Origin of the sequence: Pseudomonas sp. EpS/L25 (assembly GCF_001512295.1) — a bacterium.
Classification (GTDB): Bacteria; Pseudomonadota; Gammaproteobacteria; order Pseudomonadales; family Pseudomonadaceae; genus Chryseomonas.
Map to the genome: position 1 here is coordinate 1,623,522 of NZ_LNUP01000002.1, position 18,355 is coordinate 1,641,876.

The window sequence follows — 18,355 nt, forward strand, 5'->3', positions numbered from 1 at the left end:
GGTCAGCCCATGGCCTGAGGCACGGGGGTGGCGCGCAGTTGGGCGAGACGCTGGTCGGCCTGTTGCTGGAGCTTGTCGCGCATCTGCCGGGCGGCCTCCCGGGCGTCGCCGGATTTCAGGCCATTGCGGTCGGCATCGACGGTGGTCAGCACGGCGCCCAGGGCACCGTGCAGCAGGCGGCCGCCGGCCAGGGTATCGCTGCGCAGCGGCTCGACGGTGAGCGGCGTGGCGGTGACGGCGAGGTCCAGTGCCTCCAGGCACAGCTGGGCGGTGGCGATGGGGATCTGCACGGCGTTGGCGGCCGCCAGGTTGAGCGCCTGCTGGCGCCGCTCACCCTCTTCGGTGGCGCCACTGGCCTGACGATCGGCTTCCAGGTAGTTGGCGAACGCCTGGACGTCGGCATCGGCGCAGGTGGCCAGGGCCTCCTGCAGGCGTTCGCCCACCGCGATCAGCTCGCCATGCCGGGTCACCGGTTGCCGCTGCTGGCTGAGCTTGAGGCCCTTGAGGATCAGGGCGACGCCCAGGGACGCCGCCACCGTGGCCGCGGCGCCGCTGCCCGGGGTCGGCAGGATGGAGCCGGTGCCATCGCGGAATTGGGCGAGGGTCTGCTGCCAGAGAGTAGAGGTTTCGTTCATGCCAACCGCCTGCAAGCAAAAGGGAAGGGGATTCGGTCACGACCGACGGCTATTTGATCGTACGAAACGGCCGAGGTTCGCACGCTAAGTGCACTAAGCGAAAGGGTTTACCGAGGCTTTACTTCGATTCCTGTCGTACCTCTGCGGAGCTTTCGGTTAAGGTGTGCCTGAAACAATAAGTTACAAGGAATTCGCTGTGGAGCCCGCCGTTCTCGCCTGGGTCGCTCATGACACTCGGCTGATCTTCTGTTGTCTGGCCGCCATCCTGGCCATCGTGGTGCTGATCGGTGTCACCCGTCTGCCACCCTTCCTGTCCATTCTCATAGGGACCTTCATCGCCGGCCTGGGCGCTGGCCTGCCGGCCGAGGCGGTGGCCAAGGCGTTCAGCAAGGGCGCGGGCGGCATCCTTGGCGAGGCGGGCATCATCATCGCCCTGGGCTCCATGCTCGGCGCGCTGATGGCGGAGTCCGGCGCCGCCGACCGCATCGCCAGTACCCTGCTGGGTCTGGGCAAGGGGCGCAGCCTGCCCTGGGTGATGGCGCTGGTGGCCATGGTGATCGGCCTGCCGTTGTTCTTCGAGGTCGGGCTGGTACTGATGGTGCCCATCATCTTCGTCATGGCCCAGCGTTCGGGTCAGCCGTTGCTGCGTATCGCCATCCCGGCACTGGCGGGCATGACTACCCTGCATGCGCTGCTGCCACCGCATCCCGGGCCATTGATCGCGGTGGGGGCGCTGCACGCGGATCTCGGCCTGACCATGTTGCTGGGGCTGGTGATCGCCATCCCGGCGGTGATCCTCGCCGGACCGCTGTATGGCGGCTGGCTGTCCAGACGCCTGGTGATCCAGCCACCGGCGGAGTTGGGCGAATTGTTCAGCGCCCGAGACCACGGCGCGCGTCAGCCGAGCTTCGGCCTGTCTCTGCTGGTGATCCTGCTGCCGGTGCTGCTGATGCTCGGCAGTACCTTCGCCAAGGTGGCGCTCGACCCGCGCAGCGGCTTGGCGGAAGGCCTAAAATTCCTCGGCGAACCGCTGATCGCCCTGGGCCTTGCCGTGCTGGCGGCCACGGTGCTGCTCGGCTGGGCCAGCGGCATGCCGCGCGAGCGGGTCGGCGGGGTGCTGCGCAAGAGCCTGGCGCCCATCGCCGCGCTGCTGCTCACCATCGGCGCCGGTGGTGGACTCAAGCAGACGCTGCTGGATGCCGGGGTCAGCCAGACCGTGGCCAAGGTGGCGGAGGGCGCCCATCTGCCCTACATCCTGCTGGCCTGGCTGATCGCCGTGGCGCTGCGCCAGGCGACGGGTTCGGCGACGGTGGCGACCACCACCACGGCGGGCATCCTGGCACCGGTGGTGGCTGGGCTCGCCGGCCCCCAGGCCTCGCTGATCGCCCTGGCCATCGGCGCCGGCTCGGTGTTCTTCTGCCACGTCAACGACGCCGGCTTCTGGATGGTGCGCGAGTACTTCGGCCTGGAGCTCAAGCAGACCCTGTGGGTCTGGTCGGTGCTGCAGACGCTGGTGTCCGTCACCGGTCTTGCGGGTACGCTATTGTTGTCGCTCTGGCTCTAAGAAGCTGTTCACGAGCTGCTGCGCGTCGGCCAAACTGCGTTGAAAAGGCCTTCGGAATGCTCATTTACCACTCGTAAACTCTGCTTCCTCAGGCCTTTTCGCCTTGTTTGGCTCTAGCTCGCGAGATCGTGAACAGCTTCTAATCGAGGACCGCCGATGGACGCTCCCCCCGCCACTATCCGTCCCCGCCGCCGCGATCTGTTCCTGGGCTTCTTCGGCCTGGGCATCACGGCCTTCGGCGGGGTATTGCCGCTGGCGCGCCGCTACCTGGTGGAGAAGCGCCGCTGGCTGTCGGCGGCGGAATTCACCGAGCTGCTCGGCCTCTGCCAGTTCCTGCCCGGCGGCAACATCATCAACCTGTCGGTAGCGGTGGGCATGAGATTCGCCGGCTGGCGGGGAGCCCTGGCCGCCGCGGCCGGCCTGCTGATCGGCCCGACGCTGGTGGTGGTAGGGCTGGGCGTACTGTACGACCGCTTTCACGATCATCCGGTGGTGGGCCGCGCCTTCGCCGGTCTCGCCGCCGCGGCGGCCGGCCTGCTGGTGGCCATGGCGGTCAAGCTGCTGCAGCCATTGCGTGGGCGCTGGCTGGCCCTGGGCGTCGCCGCGCTGGCCTTCGTTGCCCTGGCACTGCTCAAGCTGCCGCTGCTCTGGACCATGCTGGTGCTCACGCCCATCAGCGTGCTGTTCAGCTATCGGCAGGGCCTATGAGCGCGACCCTGCTGACCCTGGCGCTGATCTTCACCCAGCTGTCGCTGCTGGCCTTCGGCGGTGGCAATTCGGTGCTCCCGGAGATGCAGCGCCAGGTGGTGACGGTGCACGGCTGGATGAGCGCCGCCGACTTCGCCGCACTCTTCGCCCTGGCCCAGGCGGCGCCCGGTCCCAATCTGATGATCGTGCCGCTGATTGGCTGGCACGTGGCCGGCTGGCCCGGACTGCTGGTCACCTCCCTGGCCAAGTTCGTGCCGTCCTCGCTGCTGACCCTTGGCGTGCTGCACCTCTGGCAGCGCTTCGCCGACCGCCCCTGGCGGCGCCATCTGCAGGCCGGCCTGGTGCCCGTCACCGTGGGCCTGGTGGCGGCCAGCGCCTGGCTGGTGGGCAGCAGCGTGGCCACGGCGCCGCTCTGGGTGCTGGTGCTGATCGCCGCGGCGCTGGGCTCGCTGTTCACCCGCCGGCATCCGCTGTGGCTGTTGGCGGGGGGTACCCTGCTCGGGGTGCTGTTCGGGCCCTAGTCCGGTTCGGCGCACGGCGGCGCCAGGGCCGCCACCAGCGCATCGCGGAAGACTTCCACCGCCGGCGGCAATTCGCGACCCGCCATGCTCTGCAATTCGATGCGCCGCGCCGCCATGCCCTCGTCCAGCAGCGGCAGGGCCACCAGTTGGCCCTGGTGCAGGCGACTGCGCAGGCTGAGTTCGCTGGACAGGGTAACGCCGCCACCCAGCGCCGCGAAGCGATAGAGCGCCTGCATGTTGTTGCTCACCAGTACCGGCTCGAAGGAAAGGCCCTGGACGCCGCAGCAGATGTCGAACAGCTGGCGGACCGTGGTGTCCGGCATGGATACCGCCAGGGGATGACCCTGGAGATCGGCCAGGCGCAGGCCGCTGCGGCTGGCCAGGGGATGGGCAGGGTGCATCACCGCCTCGATGGCACCACTGAGGATGGCCTCGACGCGAATGTCCGGCTCGGGCCTGAGACTGAAGGTCAGGCCCAGGTCGGCCTCGCCTTCCTGGACGCGGCGGGTCGCTACCGCCGGGGAGCAGACCTCCAGGGAAAAGTGGATGCCGGCATAGCCCTGGCGAAAGACGGCGATGACCTCGGGCAGGAAGTCCAGCGAGAAGCCCTCGGTGGTCGCCAGGCGCACCTGGCCACGATGCAGGTCGGCCAGGCCGCGCAGCTCGGCGGCCAGTTGCTCGCTGGCCAGCTGCGCCTTGCGCGCATGCACGGCCAGGCGTTCGCCGGCGGCGCTGGGCACCACGCCACGAGCCCGGCGCTCCAGCAGCGGCGTCTCCAGCTCACGCTCCAGCTTGGCGATCTGCCGGCTCACGGCGCTGGCCGCGACGTTGAGGCGCTGGGAGGCTTCGCTGATGGAACCGCAGCGCACCACCTCGAGGAAATAGCGCAGGGCGGTGGACTGAATCCCGTGCAAATGCATGGCGTCTCCTTTGCCGAAAAGGCATGGCTTGCATCTAAATATTCTGCTTGTGGCATGGGATGGCAAGACCTAGAGTCGGGTCAAGAGACCAATAACAGGTAGCAATAGTCATCCTTTTCCCGCGCTTCGCGGACCTGCCTTTGACCGACCACCGCCCCGGAGACAGACGGCATGGGACTCAAAGGTTTCGCTTGTGGCATCGCGTTTTCCCTCTTCCTGGCCCAGGGCCAGGCCTTCGCCGGCAAGGCCAACGACACCCTGGTCTACGCCTCCGACACCGAACCCGAGAACGTCAGCCCCTATCACAACGATGCCCGTGAAGGCGTCATCCTCGCCCACTTGGCCTGGGACACCCTGATCTACCGCGACCCCCAGACCGGCGAGTACCGGCCGATGCTGGCCACCCACTGGCAGCAGGTCGATCCCCTGACCCTTGACTTCGATCTGCGCAAGGGCGTGACCTTCCACAACGGCGATCCCTTCACCGCCGACGACGTGGTCTTCACCTTCAACTACGTCGCCTCGCCCGAGGGCAAGGTGGTCACCCAGCAGAACGTCAACTGGATCAAGAGCGCCGAGAAACTGGATGACTACAGGGTGCGCCTGCACCTCAAGCAGCCCTTTCCCGCGGCCCTGGAATACCTCGCCAATCCCTTGCCCATCTATCCCGCCAAGTACTTCCAGCAGGTGGGCCTGGCGGGCTTCGCACAGAAGCCGGTGGGTACCGGTCCCTATCGCATCGTCTCGGTCACCAGCGGGCAGGGGGTCAAGCTGGAGCGCAATCCCAACTACTTCAAGGACAGCCCCCAGGGACAGCCGCGCATCGGCCACATCGAATTCCGCGTCATCCCCGATGCCGAGACGCGCCTGGCCGAACTCATGACCGGCGGCGTCGACTGGATCTGGCGCGTGGCGCCGGACCAGGCCGAACAGCTCAAGGCCGCACCCAATCTGACCGTGGAAAGCGGCGCCAGCATGCGCATCGGCTTCCTCAGCATGGACGCCCAGGGCGCTTCCTCGCCGGACTCGCCCTTCGCCAAGGTGCAGGTGCGCCAGGCGGTCAACTACGCTATCAACCGCCAGGCCATCGCCAGCCAGCTCATGGGTGGCGGCAGCCAGCCATTGCAGGTGGCCTGCTATCCCGGCCAGTTCGGTTGCGATGCCAAGGCGGTGCCGGGCTATGCCTACGACCCGGCCAAGGCCAAGGCGCTGCTCAAGGCCGCCGGCTATCCCGACGGCTTCAGCACCGAGATCTTCGCCTACCGCGATCGCGACGTGGTCGAGGCCATCATCGGCGACCTGCGTGCAGTGGGCATCGACGCCAAGCTGCGCTACCTGAAATATGCCGCCCTGCGTGACCAGCAGCGCGCCGGCAAGGTGCCCATGGCCTTCCTCGCCTGGGGTTCCTTCTCCATCGCCGATGCCTCGGCGGCCACCGGTGTCTACTTCAAGGGCAATGCCGACGACGTGGCGAAGGACCCGCAGGTGATCGACTGGCTCAAGGTGGCCGATACCGCCATGGACCCGGAGGTGCGCAAGGAGAACTACCGCAAGGCGCTGCAGCGGATCGTCGAGCAGGCCTACTGGGCGCCGGTGTTCAACTACTCCATCAACTACGCCTTCACCTCGGACCTGGCCTTTCAGCCCTATCCGGACGAGCTGCCCCGCTTCGCCCTGGCGCACTGGAACTGACCCGTCCCGGCGCCCCTCGCTAGGGGCGTCTTAAGTCGAGGAGCCGAACATGTCCGCCTATCTTCTGCGCCGCCTGGGTATCGCCCTGGCCGTGGCCTTCACCGTTTCCCTGATCAGCTTCTTCCTGCTGCACCTGTCCGGCGACCTGGCCACCGCCATCGCCGGACCGGAAGCCACCGCCGAACAGATCGAGGTGGTGCGCCATCAACATGGACTCGACAAGCCCCTGGCGACGCAATACGTCGAGTGGGTCGGGCAGTTGCTGCGCCTGGACCTCGGGCAGTCGTTCTTCTTCCAGGAATCGGTGCGCGACCTCATCGCCACCCGGCTGCCCATCACCCTGACCCTGGGCGCCATCGCCCTGGCGGTGGCCCTGCTCATCGCCATCCCCCTGGGGGTGCTGGCCGCGGTCAAGCGCGACACCTGGATCGACCGGCTGGCGCTGACCCTGGCGACCTTCGGCCAGGCCATGCCCAGCTTCTGGTTCGCCCTGGTGCTGATCGTCATCTTTTCGGTGACCCTGAAGTGGCTACCGGTATCCGGCAACACCACCTGGCAGCACTTCATCCTGCCGGCGGTCGCCCTGGGCTACTACGCCACCCCTTCGCTGATGCGCCTGACCCGCGCCGGCATGCTCGACGTGCTCGGCGCCGACTACATCCGCACCGCCCGGGCCAAGGGCCTGAGCCCGGCGCGGGTGCTGTTCAAGCATGCCCTGCGCAATGCGCTGATCCCGGTGGTGGCCCTGGCCGCGGTGGAGTTCGGCTTCATGCTGGGTGGCTCGGTGGTGATCGAGGCGGTGTTCTCCCTGCAGGGCATCGGCCAGCTGGCCTGGGATGCCATCGCCCGCAACGACTTCCCGGTGGTCCAGGCCATCGTCCTCTTGATCGCGTTGATCTACATCGTGCTGACGCTGCTGGCCGATCTGCTCAACGCCTTGCTCGATCCGCGCATTCGCGTGCGCTAGGAGGCTCCATGACCGTTGCCAATCCCTTCGTGCTCGACGACTACCTGCCGCCGCGCCCGACCTTCGCACGCCAGCTGCGCCGCTGGTTCGGCCACCGCGGCTTCGCCCTGGGCACCGTGCTGCTCGCGCTCATCGTACTGGCCGCCCTGGCCGCGCCGCTGCTGGCGCCCCACGATCCCTACGCCCAGGACGTGATGCAGCGGATGAAGCCGCCAGTGTGGATGGACAAGGGTACCTGGGCCCATCCACTGGGTACCGACAAGCTCGGCCGCGACTACCTGTCCCGCTTGCTCTATGGCGCCCGTATCTCGCTGTTCATCGGCCTGGCCGCGGCGCTCATCTCCGGCGCCATCGGCACCCTGCTCGGGGTACTGGCCGGCTACTACGGCGGCAAGGTCGATGCCCTGGTGAGCTACCTGGTGACCACCCGCCTGGCGCTGCCGGTAGTGATGGTGGCCCTGGCCGCCGCCTCCCTGGTGGGCGGTTCGCTACAGGTGGTGGTGATCCTGCTCGGTTGCCTGCTGTGGGATCGTTTCGCCGTGGTGGTGCGCGCCGCGGTGCAGCAGATCCGCGATGCCGAATACGTCGCCGCGGCCCAGGCCCTGGGCTGCTCCACCTGGCGAGTCGTCGTCGGCGAGATCCTGCCCAACGTGCTGGGGGCGCTGATCGTGGTGATCACCCTGGAGATGGCCCACGCCATCCTGCTGGAAGCGACCCTGTCCTTCCTCGGCGTAGGGGTGCAGCCGCCGCTGCCGTCCTGGGGGCTGATGATCGCCGAAGGCAAGCCCTACATGTTCTTTTCGCCCTGGGTGATCGCCATTCCCGGCGTTGCCCTGATGCTGCTGGTGCTGGCCATCAACCTGGTCGGCGACGGCATCCGCGACCTGGCCGCGCCCGACGGCCGCAACTGACTGGAGGTCTGACATGGCACTGCTCGACGTAAGAGACCTGCGCATCGACATCCCCCTGGGGGACGACACCCTGCACGCCGTGCGCGGCCTGGACCTGCAGGTGGAGCGGGGCGAGATGCTCTGCCTGGTGGGCGAATCCGGTTGCGGCAAGTCGCTCACTTCCCTGGCGCTGATGGACCTGCTGCCACACCGGGCCCGGCGCCAGGCGGCGCGGCTCAGCCTGGGCGAGCACGATCTGCTGGCCGTGGGCGAGAAGGGGATGCGCGACCTGCGTGGCAATCGCCTGGCGATGATCTTCCAGGAGCCCATGACCGCCCTCAATCCGGCCTACAGCATCGGCGACCAGCTCGCCGAGGTGCTGCGCCGCCACCGCAAGCTGGACCGCAAGACCGCCTGGGCGCGGGCCGAGGCCATGCTGGAAAAGGTCGGCATCAGCAACGCCACCGAGCGCCTGCGGCAGTACCCCCACCAGCTCAGCGGCGGCCTGCGTCAGCGGGTGGTCATCGCCATGGCGCTGCTCTGCGAGCCGGACCTCATCATCGCCGACGAACCCACCACCGCGCTGGACGTCACCATCCAGGCGCAGATCCTGCACCTGCTGCGCGACCTGCAGCGCGAATTCGGCACGGCCATTGTCTTCATCACCCACGACCTGGGCCTGGTGGCGCGCATCGCCGACCGGGTGGCGGTGATGTACGCCGGCCAGATCGTCGAGCAGGCACCCGCCGCCGAGCTTTTCGCCGAGCCCCGGCATCCCTACACCCGCGGCCTGCTGGCGAGCATCCCGGTACCCGGTCGGACCCGGCCCGGGCAGCCGCTGGGCGCCATTCCCGGCCTGGTACCGAGCCTGGTCGGCGAGCAGCACGGCTGCGCCTTCCGCAATCGCTGCCCCCAGGCGGTGGCCGCCTGTGCCGACAGCGTGCCGCTGGTGGAGGAGGAGGCGCACCTGGTGCGCTGCCATTTCGCCGTACGTAGCGAACCCCTGCGGCTGGTCGGAGGTGTGCGATGAGCCGCGAGATCGCCCTGGAGCTGTGCGACATCCGCCGGGAGTTCACCCTGGGCCGCGGCCTGTTCCGGCCGCCGGCCACCCTCAAGGCGGTGGACGGCATCTCCCTGCGCCTCTATCGCGGCGAAACCCTCGGCTTGGTGGGCGAGTCGGGCTGCGGCAAGAGCACCCTGGCCAAGCTGCTGCTGGGGCTGCTGGCGCCCACCAGCGGTGACATCCTGGTCGGTGGCGAGCACCTGCGCGGGGTGGATCGCAAGCGCATGGCCCGGCATATCCAACCGATCTTCCAGGACCCTTACTCGTCGCTCAATCCGCGCAAGACGGTGCGCCAGATCGTCGGCCTGCCGCTCCAGGTGCATGGCCTGGGCACGCCCGCCGAGCAGCAACGGCGGGTCGCCGAGATGCTCGATGTGGTGGGCTTGCCGCGCCGCGCCGCCGACAGCTATCCCGGCCAGCTCAGTGGCGGCCAGCGCCAGCGGGTGGCCATCGCCCGTGCCCTGGTGATGCGCCCGGACGTGCTGATCTGCGACGAACCCACTTCGGCGCTGGACGTCTCGGTGCAGGCGCAGATCCTCAACCTGCTGCTGGAGCTCAAGCGTGAATTCGGCCTGACCTATCTGCTCATCAGCCACAACCTGGCGGTGGTGGAGCACCTGGCCGACCGGGTGGCGGTGATGTACCTGGGCAAGATCGTCGAGGAACGCGAGCGGGCGGCGCTGTTCGCCCAGCCGGCGCATCCCTATACCCGGGCGCTATTGGATGCGGTGCTCACCCCCGATCCGGCGCTGGGGCTTCCCGCCCTGGGCCTCGGCGGCAGCTTTCCCAATCCCATCTCGCCGCCCAGCGGCTGCGCCTTCCATCCCCGCTGCCCGCGCTGCTTCGGCCCCTGCGCCGAACGCTATCCGGAGCGCGAAACCATCCCCGGCGGCAGCAAGCGCTGCCACCTGCCCGAACCCGCCTGACCTCGGAGTCCGCCATGACCAGCCGTACCCATGCCCTCGAGCTCGCCGCCGCGCACTTCGACAGCGGCGCCTTCCGTGCCCGACTCGCCACGGCCGTGGCCCATCCCACCGAAAGTCAGGCGCCCGAGCGCCAGGCGGAGCTGCAGCGCTACCTGGATGAGTTCATCGCCCCCTATGCGGCCAGTCTCGGCTTCACCAGCCGGCGGCTGGACAACCCGGTGCCCGGCAAGGGGCCGCTGCTGATCGCCGAGCGCATCGAAGACCCGGCCTTGCCGACCCTGCTCAGCTACGGTCATGGCGACGTGGTGCGCGGCGACGGCGGACGCTGGCGCACGGGCCTGGCGCCCTGGACCCTGGTGGAGGAGGGCGAGCGCTGGTACGGCCGTGGGACCGCCGACAACAAGGGCCAGCATCTGATCAACCTGGCGGCACTGGAACAGGTCATCGCCGCCCGCGGCGGGCGCCTCGGCTACAACGTCAAGCTGCTGCTGGAGATGGGGGAGGAGATCGGCTCGGTGGGGCTGCGCGCCTTCTGCCAGGAGCAGCGCCAGGCGCTGGCCGCCGACCTCTTCATCGCCTCCGATGGCCCCCGCGTATCGGCGCAGCGCCCGACGCTGTTCCTCGGTGCACGTGGCACCTTCAATTTCGACCTGCACCTGGACCTGCGCGAGGGCGGCCATCATTCCGGCAACTGGGGCGGCCTGCTGGCCAACCCGGGCATCATCCTCGCCCATGCCCTGGCCAGCCTGGTGGACGCCCGCGGACAGATCCGCGTGCCGGGGCTCAAGCCCGCCGAACTGCCCGCGCCGGTACGCCGCGCCCTGGCCGACATCGAGGTCGGCGGCGCGCCGGGTGATCCGCAAATCGATCCGGGCTGGGGCGAACCGGGGCTGACGCCGGCCGAGCGCGTCTATGGCTGGAATACCTTCGAGTTGCTGGCCTTCACCACCGGCAATCCCGAGGCGCCGGTCAATGCCATTCCTCCCAGCGCCCGCGCCCATTGCCAGATCCGCTTCGTCGCCGGTTGCGATTGCCGCACCTTCATCCCGCTGATCGAGGCGCATCTCGCCGAGCAGGGCTTCGCCGCGGTGCGCGTCACCCGCGCCAAGGACGAGATCCTCCACGCCTCGCGGCTGGACCCGGAGAATCCCTGGGTGGACTGGGCCATGACCTCCCTGACCCGCACCCTGGGTGCGAAGCCCGCGCTGCTGCCCAATTTCGGCGGCGGCTTGCCCAACGACATCTTTGCCGACATCCTTGGCCTGCCCACCCTGTGGGTACCCCATTCCTATCCCGCCTGCTCCCAGCACGCGCCCAACGAGCACCTGCTGGCCCCGGTCGCCCGTCAGGGACTGCAGCTCATGGCCGGGCTGTTCTGGGACCTGGGCGATCGTTGGAGCCGCAACTGATGACCTCCGCCAAGACCGCCGCCCTGGACTGGCTCGCCACCCAGCACGAGCCGATGCTCAGCCTCCTGCAACGCCTGGTCGATACCGACTCCAACAGCTATGACAAGGTCGGCGTGGATGCCGTCGGCGCGGTGCTGGCCGCGTCCCTGGCCGAGGACGACATCGAGGTCGCCCGGACGCCGGTGGCCGACTTCGGCGACGTGCTCGCCGCCCAGGTCGGCCCGGCAGAGGGCACCGGCGTGCTGCTGCTCGGCCACCGCGATACCGTCTTCCCCCCGGGTACCGTGGCCGCTCGCGGCTTCACCCGCGACGAGAAGATGGCCTTCGGACCCGGCGTCGCCGACATGAAGGGTGGCCTGGTGGCGAGCTGCTTCGCGCTGCGTGCCCTGAAGCGCGCCGGGCAATTGCCCTTTCCGGTACGGGTGCTCTACACCGGCGACGAGGAAATCGGTTCCGGCACCGCGCGCCCGCACTTGGAAGCAGCGGCACGCCAGGCACGGGCGGTGCTCAATTGCGAACCGGGTCGGATCAGCGGCAATGTGGTCAAGGCGCGCAAGGGCGGCGCCAGTCTGACCATCACCGTCAGCGGTCGCGCCGCCCACGCCGGGGTCAACCACGCCGAAGGTGCCAGCGCCATCCAGGCCCTGGCGCTCAAGATCGTCAAGCTGCATGCCCTGACCGACTACGAGCGCGGCATCACCACCAACGTCGGTCTCATCGAGGGGGGCACCTCCAGCAACACCGTCGCCCCCAGCGCCACCGCGCGGCTGGACGTGCGCTTCGTGGCCCTGGCCGACTGGCCCGAGTTGCAGGCGCGCATCACGGCCATCGTCGCCGAGCAAGATCTACCGGGGACCCACGCCAGCGTCGTGCCCACCAGCCTGTTCCTGCCGATGGAAGAGCACCTCAGCCGCGACCTGCTGGCGCTCTACCAGCGCGAGGCGCAGGCGCTGGGTTTCACCGTGGACGGCGAATTCACCGGCGGCTGCGCCGATTCCGGTTTCACCGCCAGCCTTGGCGTACTCACCCTCTGCGGCCTGGGCCCGGTGGGCGGCAAGGTGCATACAGATGCCGAATTCCTGGTGCTCGACACCCTGGTCCCGCGCACCCAGGCGCTAGTGGCGACCATCCTGGCGCTGGCTGCAAGGGCCTGATCTTTGAGATCAATGCCAAGGAGACGCCTCGGTGGCGCCGCAGCTGGAGCATAGGACGCGAGCGATGACCGCTTCTTCAACGCTGACGCGAAGCCTCGCGCAACGATGCAGGAGTTTGATACGGTGGACGACCGGTACGAGATCCTATTTAAATTGAAGACGTCACCCTCTAGCTCCGCTGTTCATCTGGCGCTCAATGTCTACAGAATTACCGAGGCGTGTATGGTCGGACACAGTCGCTACTACACACTGAACCAACTCAAGGCCGCTTGTGACCAACGATGTCATAGAGGTCCATCCGAAAGGGTTAATCCCCTACAGCGTAATCAACGCCAGTAGATTATTAACTATCAAAAAATATTAAGCAGGTTGAAGAGTGAAGTTAGGATGATATGTAACTGAAGGCCGGCTTGCGCTGACTTTATTTATTAATTTTCGTTTTGCTCCAAGCCTCAAGCAGCGACTTCGATTGCGCAACAGTGGCAGCAACCAATTCAATGCCTGTCGTGTCCGTGGTAGCGGTTGCCGCTAGGTTGGCACCGCATACTGAGTGAAAACTTATGGTGCCCTTCTTCGGTAGCGGAATGGTTTGAACGTAATTAGGGTCTGCAACTTTTGTAGTGAACGATTTCCCTCTAAACTTCCCGCTTCGAATTTCTACATTGATGGTCCGGCAGGCAGAAGTGAGCAATACGTGGCGCATCTGGTTGAGCTCTCCTTGCGATTCTTTGTCTCTGAAGAGCGCTGCCCCTGGCGGGGCGTCTTCAAGAAAATTGACAACTAGAGTTATGGAGGATTTTCCAGATTTGAGCACAAACTCCTGGTTGATCTTTACCCTAGGAAAATCATACGGATCGAAGGCTACTGGATAGGGTTCCTGTGGCGGTGTAGCTACCGGATCAGCCGAGATGGCTCCAAGCACGTTGCCCTCAAGAGTGGCACCCCAGAAGGGGCTTTTCACAATGCTTAGCCCATCCACCGCGGCGGCCCCAATTGCTGAGATGACAATTTTTCGATTATCCACCACCTCAGTCCCTACGCTTGCAAGAAGCTCAGTATTGGAAATTTTAGTCCATTGCAGTGTGGTTTTGAGCCCCCAGGGATCATCGGCTGCGACTGCGAGAAACGTCTTCGATTCTGCAGGAACGGCGGTCAGCTCTATTCCCGACTCACCTGAGCTTATGCGCTCCCCGTTTTTGTCTTTCGGATAATCAATTACGATGATTGACTTGGGCAAGGCGTAGCGCATCCGTCCTTCTGGATCCCACCCATCTAGCTTCTTATACTCAACTGTCGGTAATGAGCCGCAACCGGCCAGTGCTCCTGCTGCTATGAAAGCCCACTTACACGTTTTCATCTCAATGCCCTCCGTTGCACGGCCCCAAACGGCCGACTCAAGCAATAGATTGCTCTGACATTTTTTCATGTCAAGTGTCGAAAGCAGTAACGACCGCTCTTGCCGTTTTTAGATAACATTGCGCGAGTAAGCTGGAGGTTTGGGTTGGCTCCCTTATATAAGGATTTAGTTCTTTTTTCCTAAGCATCTGGCCTTCAATAGGCAAAAAATTCAGTCCGCATAGCACATGGATTGAATAAGGAATCAGTCCATTAAGAAAAGAGCATTTGACTCGCGAGCCCTTGGAGCAAAATCCCTCCTACGGTGCCCTGCCGCCCCGTACTAGATGGGCAACAACCCATCTGTCTTGATCTCGTTCAGCACGAAAAAGGTGCGCACCTGGCGGACCCCGGGCAGGGCGATCAGCCGCTCGCTGTGCAGGCGATTGAAGGCCGCGATGTCCTTGACCCTGAGCTTGATGAAGTAGTCGACGTCACCGGCCACCAGGTAGCACTCGAGCACCGGGGGCAGGGCCCGGGCCGCCGCCTCGAAGGCCTGGAAGGATTCCGGAGTGGATCTGTCCAGCACCACACCCACCAGTACCGCGGTCTCCCGCTGCACGGCCTTGGGGTCCACCTGGGCCCTGACGCCAGTGATGACGCCGCTGTCGAACAGCTTGCGGGTGTGGTTCCAGCAGGCGCTCGGGCTCAGGGACACCTGGCGCGCCAGCTCGGCATTGCTCAGGCGTCCATCCTGCTGCAGCGCCCTCAGGATCTTGCGTTCGACGGGGGTGAGCTCCGGGGTTTCGCTCATCGAAAGATTCTCCTCAAGTGGCGGGTATTTTCTGAATGTCCTGGTGACCAGGTCATTATTCTGAAAAGCAAAGCAGGTTTCGTACCGCCTATTCGAAAGCACCTTTTCCATGACTTTGCCTAGCATGGACGGCGTTCTTTCATCACTGGAGTCGCCGCCATGTCCCTGGATCTCGAAAAGCGCTTTCCCCGCGTCAAGCTCGGTTATTTCCCGTCCCCCCTGCACAGGCTCGAGCGTATGTCGAAGGATCTCGGCATCGAACTCTGGGCCAAGCGCGATGATGTCTCGTCCGGTCTCGCCTATGGTGGCAACAAGGTGCGCAAGCTGGAGTGGCTGGCCGCCGATGCCCTGGCGCAGGGCTGCGACACCCTGGTCTCCATCGGTAACATCCAGTCCAACCACACGCGCCAGGTCGCGGCGGTCGCTGCGGTACTGGGCCTCAAGTGCCGGCTGGTCCAGGAGGAATGGACCAAGTGGGAAGACCCGGTGTACGACAAGGTCGGCAACATCCTGCTGTCCCGCCTGATGGGCGCCCAGACGTTGCTCGAAGGTGAAGGCTATTCCACCGCGGTGAAGGCCACCTGGGAGCGGGCCCTGGACGAGGTGCGCCGCGAGGGCGGCAAGCCCTACGCCATTCCGGCCGGGGCTTCGGACCATCCGCTGGGTGGCCTGGGCTATGCTCATTTCGCCGATGAGCTGGCGGCCCAGGAACGCGACCAGGGCATCTTCTTCGACACCGTGGTCACCGCCACCTGCACCGGCTCCACCCAGGGCGGCATGGTGGTGGGCTTCCGCGCCCAGGACCGCGAGCGCCGGCTGATCGGCATGGACACCGCCGCCAATGCCGAGATGACCCGCGCCGCCGTCACCAAGATCGCCCGCAACACCGCCGAGATGATCGGCCTGAAGCGGGAAATTCGTGACGAGGATGTCATCATCGAGCCGCGCTTCTGCGGTCCGGACTACGGCTTGCCGGACGGCCCCACCGTCGAGGCCATCCGCTACACGGCGCAGATGGAAGGCATGCTCACCGATCCGGTCTACGAGGGAAAATCCATGGCCGGCCTGATCGCCATGGCCCGCAGCGGCGAGATCGCCAAGGGCAGCCGCGTGCTCTACGTCCACCTCGGCGGTGCACCAGCGCTCAACGCCTACCACAACGCCTTCGCCTGAGCCCGGGTCACGTCCGGTCACGAGGAGGTCCAGCATGTCGATTCAACCCTGGGCAGCGATAGACGACCTCCGACCGGCCGTGGCGCTGGTCATCCTGCACGGCGGCCTCGACGCTGCCGTCACGGCTGACCTGCGCGCCGGCCTGCCCAGCTGCAGCGAACTCCCGGTGCTGCCGCTGGAGGACGTCGCCGCCCTGCACGAGGACTGGACCACGCGCGGGCCGCACAGCCGGGCCGCGAGCCTGCTGGGCCGGCTGGGTAGTGACTGCCTGCTGCTGGTGGTCGAGCCGGATGGCACCCACGAGCTGGAATGGCTCGGCTCGGTCGCCGGTCAGCGGCTGCTGCATTTCGCCGCGGGCGCGGGCACGCCGCCGAGCGAGCTGATCGCTCGTCTGCAAGCGCTGAGACGCGAGCGCCTGCTGGCCGTGCTGCCGCTGTAGCGGTTGTGACCGCTGCTACGAATGGAGGTAAGGACCGCATGCGAGCCTGTCGGGACCAATGGAGATGAAGTCCTGCTCGGATAGCCCCCTCTCCCTCGGGAGAGGGTTGGGGTGAGGGCGCTCCTTGCAACGACGTTCCCGGTGGAAAAGGCTGCGCCGTTTTCCACGCTACGGCTGACGCGACTGTCCTATCGCGGCCATGGGCCGCTCCTACAAAAGCATCACCTCCTGTAGGAGCAACTGTCTTCTCAAGCGGGCTCAGATCGCCAAGGAGTACCGTCCCTGAGCATGGCATTGAGCCGAATCAGCAAGACGCGTAGGCAGGCGATCAGGGCTACCTTGGCGGGTTTTCCACGCGATGTTCGGCTGGCTGAAGGAGAGTCGCAGGATCGGCACTCGCTACGACAAGCTGGCAAAAAGTTTCGCGGCGATGGTCACGCTCGCTTGCACGCTGCGCTGTCTGCGCCAGTATTTTTCGTACAGAGCCTAGTGTGGTGTTTCAGAAGTTCGGGCAAGAATTGACGAGTGATTCTTGGGCGGTTCGGGGTTCCGACTGGACCAGGCGCCGCGACGAGTCCTGGCAGGGCTACGGCGAGGAGTGGCAACACCGCCCAGACGGTCCGCCGCTGCGGCCGAAAAAGCGCCGCCAAAATGGTGTAGGCAACGTCTGAAACACCACACTAGAAAGCCAGTGAATAACAATCTGTTTCCATCGAAACCAATTGCCCTGTTTCAAAGACCGGCAGCGGAGCTTCGCTCGCAATCAAGAAAGCCGCGTTTTTCCCTGCATAGGCCATGGAGGCACGGTGTTGACCGGGGTTGCACATTAGCAACCTTGATTCGCCTGACCGCTTCCGCTGCATCCATTACTCAGCCTCAAAATCCGCGCTGTCAAGACGCTTTCGGTAGGCGACCTCGAATCTCCGTAACCCCTTCATAACTTGACATCCCATGACATCCATCAAGATTCGACGGCGAAATTGGCACCTTGGCAGGAAAAAATGGAACTCTTGAAAGTCCTTCCATAGGCCCATCCATCGGACGTATAAGTTAGTCCGTATTTCATGACGCCAGTCGCTTCACAACGGGATACGGCTTTTGCCCTAGGAGCCCTGGGCTCCGGCTGGCACAGTGCCCTGTCGTCTATTGGCCTCTTGGGCAGGGAAGTCAGCCATATACCATCCAGTGGCGTGAGAGATCCGAATATAAATCTTTGATGATGCGAGCCAGGGCGACTTTGCAGTTGAGCTCGCCAAGCGGAATAGAGCGACTGATGTATGCTCCATTTGCCCCATTCACCAAGATAAAGCTCAGCGAATTAAAGGAACGGCGTGGTACGGCAAGGCAAGAATAGGCGGGAAATGCGGTTATCAGAATATCAATAGCTTCTTCCATTTGTTGGTATATGTCCTTTCTTTCCAATCAAGCTTACGCGGGATTTGAGATTTCAGGCGGCAAACTTAACCCATAGAAAGGTATTCCTCTAGGCAACTCTCCTTGATTGAAAGTGGCGACGACTCGGAGCAGGCAAACATACAGTTCGACTATATCCAGGCTCCGAGATCATGGCTTGCGCCAGCTCGCGGCTAACGGTTGAACGGCTTCCGACTCATCCATTTTACTGGCGAACCTGCTCACGGCTCGTAAAGCATCGCTGGCCCCGTCGCGAATCTGCACGATCACCGCACCGGCCTGATCCGCCAGCTCCACGCCTTTTAGCGCACGGCCCCGGGTATTCTCCATGCTGATGATAGCGAGCCGGGTTTCGTTGAGGATCTTGCCAATCATCTCGGCAATTTCTGCCGTGGCCGAGCTGGTACGAGCCGCCAACTGGCGAACTTCGTCGGCGACAACGGCAAAACCGCGGCCTTGTTCACCAGCTCTGGCTGCCTCGATGGCCGCGTTGAGCGCCAGCAAATTAGTCTGATCGGCGATTCCGCGGATGGTCTTAACGATGATGGTGATCTGCTCTGAGCGTTGTCCGAGCCGAGCGATTTCCTGGGCGGAAACGCTGACACTCTCCGCAATGTCGCGCATTTCAGTCGCGGCCGCTTGAATGATCTGAGTGCCGTGCTCGGCCACCTTTTCAGTTTCCGCAGAAATGTGGTACGCCCGTGAAGCACTACGCCCATCGCTATCGTGCTT

Annotated in this window: 18 protein-coding genes and 2 pseudogenes; 13 read left to right on the plus strand and 7 right to left on the minus strand. The window is 65.2% G+C overall.

Going from position 1 to position 18,355, the window contains the following annotated elements; genetic code table 11:
- Positions 1-2 precede the first annotated feature (2 nt).
- The gene (locus tag AR540_RS08425) at positions 3-635 is read right to left on the minus strand and encodes a cyclodeaminase/cyclohydrolase family protein (RefSeq protein ID WP_059227801.1); all 633 of its coding nucleotides are present in this window, start codon (positions 633-635) and stop codon (positions 3-5) included.
- Positions 636-831: 196 nt separating this feature from the next.
- Here AR540_RS08425 and AR540_RS08430 point away from each other — a divergent pair, with 196 nt between their 5' ends.
- The 3 genes from AR540_RS08430 to AR540_RS08440 all read left to right on the plus strand — a co-directional run bounded on the left by AR540_RS08430 (position 832) and on the right by AR540_RS08440 (position 3,428).
- Positions 832-2,199, plus strand: a complete 1,368-nt coding sequence (locus AR540_RS08430) for a GntT/GntP/DsdX family permease (protein WP_059227803.1) — start codon at positions 832-834, stop codon at positions 2,197-2,199.
- A 156-nt stretch (positions 2,200-2,355) separates the two neighbouring features.
- On the plus strand, positions 2,356-2,907 hold the full coding sequence (locus AR540_RS08435; protein ID WP_059227805.1) for a chromate transporter: 552 nt from the start codon (positions 2,356-2,358) through the stop codon (positions 2,905-2,907).
- A complete protein-coding gene (locus tag AR540_RS08440) occupies positions 2,904-3,428 on the plus strand; it encodes a chromate transporter (protein WP_059227807.1) in 525 nt (174 codons plus the stop codon). Before AR540_RS08435 ends, AR540_RS08440 begins: the two co-directional genes overlap by 4 nt.
- On the opposite strand, the gene AR540_RS08445 is transcribed toward AR540_RS08440, so the two are convergent.
- Positions 3,425-4,348 (minus strand): LysR family transcriptional regulator, encoded by a 924-nt coding sequence (locus AR540_RS08445; protein WP_059227809.1) that lies wholly within the window; start codon positions 4,346-4,348, stop codon positions 3,425-3,427. The two genes, AR540_RS08440 and AR540_RS08445, sit on opposite strands and share 4 nt — an antisense overlap.
- 171 nt (positions 4,349-4,519) lie before the next feature.
- Here AR540_RS08445 and AR540_RS08450 point away from each other — a divergent pair, with 171 nt between their 5' ends.
- The 7 genes from AR540_RS08450 to AR540_RS08480 are packed head-to-tail and all read left to right on the plus strand — an operon-like array spanning position 4,520 to position 12,449.
- Positions 4,520-6,040 carry an ABC transporter substrate-binding protein gene (locus AR540_RS08450; RefSeq protein WP_059227810.1) on the plus strand — a complete coding sequence of 507 codons (1,521 nt, stop codon included), beginning with the start codon at positions 4,520-4,522 and terminating at the stop codon, positions 6,038-6,040.
- 49 nt (positions 6,041-6,089) lie between these two features.
- Positions 6,090-7,007 (plus strand): ABC transporter permease, encoded by a 918-nt coding sequence (locus tag AR540_RS08455; RefSeq protein WP_059227813.1) that lies wholly within the window; start codon positions 6,090-6,092, stop codon positions 7,005-7,007.
- Positions 7,008-7,015: 8 nt separating this feature from the next.
- Positions 7,016-7,918, plus strand: coding sequence for an ABC transporter permease (locus tag AR540_RS08460; RefSeq protein WP_059227816.1), 903 nt, complete (start codon positions 7,016-7,018; stop codon positions 7,916-7,918).
- Positions 7,919-7,931: 13 nt separating this feature from the next.
- Positions 7,932-8,927, plus strand: a complete 996-nt coding sequence (locus tag AR540_RS08465) for an ABC transporter ATP-binding protein (RefSeq protein ID WP_059227818.1) — start codon at positions 7,932-7,934, stop codon at positions 8,925-8,927.
- A complete protein-coding gene (locus AR540_RS08470) occupies positions 8,924-9,886 on the plus strand; it encodes an ABC transporter ATP-binding protein (protein ID WP_059227819.1) in 963 nt (320 codons plus the stop codon). The genes AR540_RS08465 and AR540_RS08470 overlap by 4 nt, the downstream gene beginning before the upstream one ends.
- A gap of 14 nt (positions 9,887-9,900) precedes the next feature.
- Positions 9,901-11,295 carry a M20 family metallopeptidase gene (locus tag AR540_RS08475; RefSeq protein WP_059227821.1) on the plus strand — a complete coding sequence of 465 codons (1,395 nt, stop codon included), beginning with the start codon at positions 9,901-9,903 and terminating at the stop codon, positions 11,293-11,295.
- Positions 11,295-12,449 carry a M20 family metallopeptidase gene (locus AR540_RS08480; protein ID WP_059227823.1) on the plus strand — a complete coding sequence of 385 codons (1,155 nt, stop codon included), beginning with the start codon at positions 11,295-11,297 and terminating at the stop codon, positions 12,447-12,449. The genes AR540_RS08475 and AR540_RS08480 overlap by 1 nt, the downstream gene beginning before the upstream one ends.
- A 421-nt stretch (positions 12,450-12,870) precedes the next feature.
- Here the strand turns inward: AR540_RS08480 and AR540_RS25275 are convergent, their stop codons facing one another.
- Positions 12,871-13,698 (minus strand): hypothetical protein, encoded by an 828-nt coding sequence (locus AR540_RS25275; RefSeq protein WP_153014189.1) that lies wholly within the window; start codon positions 13,696-13,698, stop codon positions 12,871-12,873.
- Positions 13,699-14,127: 429 nt separating this feature from the next.
- The gene (locus AR540_RS08485) at positions 14,128-14,598 is read right to left on the minus strand and encodes an Lrp/AsnC family transcriptional regulator (RefSeq protein ID WP_059227825.1); all 471 of its coding nucleotides are present in this window, start codon (positions 14,596-14,598) and stop codon (positions 14,128-14,130) included.
- A 159-nt stretch (positions 14,599-14,757) separates the two neighbouring features.
- On the opposite strand from AR540_RS08485, the gene AR540_RS08490 reads away from it, so the two are divergent.
- Positions 14,758-15,771 carry a 1-aminocyclopropane-1-carboxylate deaminase gene (locus tag AR540_RS08490; RefSeq protein ID WP_059227827.1) on the plus strand — a complete coding sequence of 338 codons (1,014 nt, stop codon included), beginning with the start codon at positions 14,758-14,760 and terminating at the stop codon, positions 15,769-15,771.
- 34 nt (positions 15,772-15,805) lie between these two features.
- Complete coding sequence (locus AR540_RS08495; RefSeq protein ID WP_059227829.1) at positions 15,806-16,210, plus strand: hypothetical protein; 405 nt, start codon at positions 15,806-15,808, stop codon at positions 16,208-16,210.
- 248 nt (positions 16,211-16,458) lie between these two features.
- Here the strand turns inward: AR540_RS08495 and AR540_RS26010 are convergent.
- Positions 16,459-16,563: pseudogene (locus AR540_RS26010) on the minus strand (IS110 family transposase); the annotation flags it as partial.
- On the opposite strand from AR540_RS26010, the pseudogene AR540_RS25285 reads away from it, so the two are divergent.
- A pseudogene (locus tag AR540_RS25285) lies at positions 16,557-16,700 on the plus strand (IS5/IS1182 family transposase); the annotation flags it as partial. The pseudogenes AR540_RS26010 and AR540_RS25285 sit on opposite strands and share 7 nt — an antisense overlap.
- Positions 16,701-17,377: 677 nt before the next feature.
- Here the strand turns inward: AR540_RS25285 and AR540_RS25290 are convergent.
- On the minus strand, positions 17,378-17,605 hold the full coding sequence (locus tag AR540_RS25290) for a hypothetical protein (protein ID WP_153014190.1): 228 nt from the start codon (positions 17,603-17,605) through the stop codon (positions 17,378-17,380).
- Positions 17,606-17,773: 168 nt separating this feature from the next.
- On the minus strand, positions 17,774-18,292 hold the full coding sequence (locus AR540_RS26430) for a methyl-accepting chemotaxis protein (RefSeq protein ID WP_442963774.1): 519 nt from the start codon (positions 18,290-18,292) through the stop codon (positions 17,774-17,776).
- Positions 18,293-18,355: the final 63 nt, after the last annotated feature.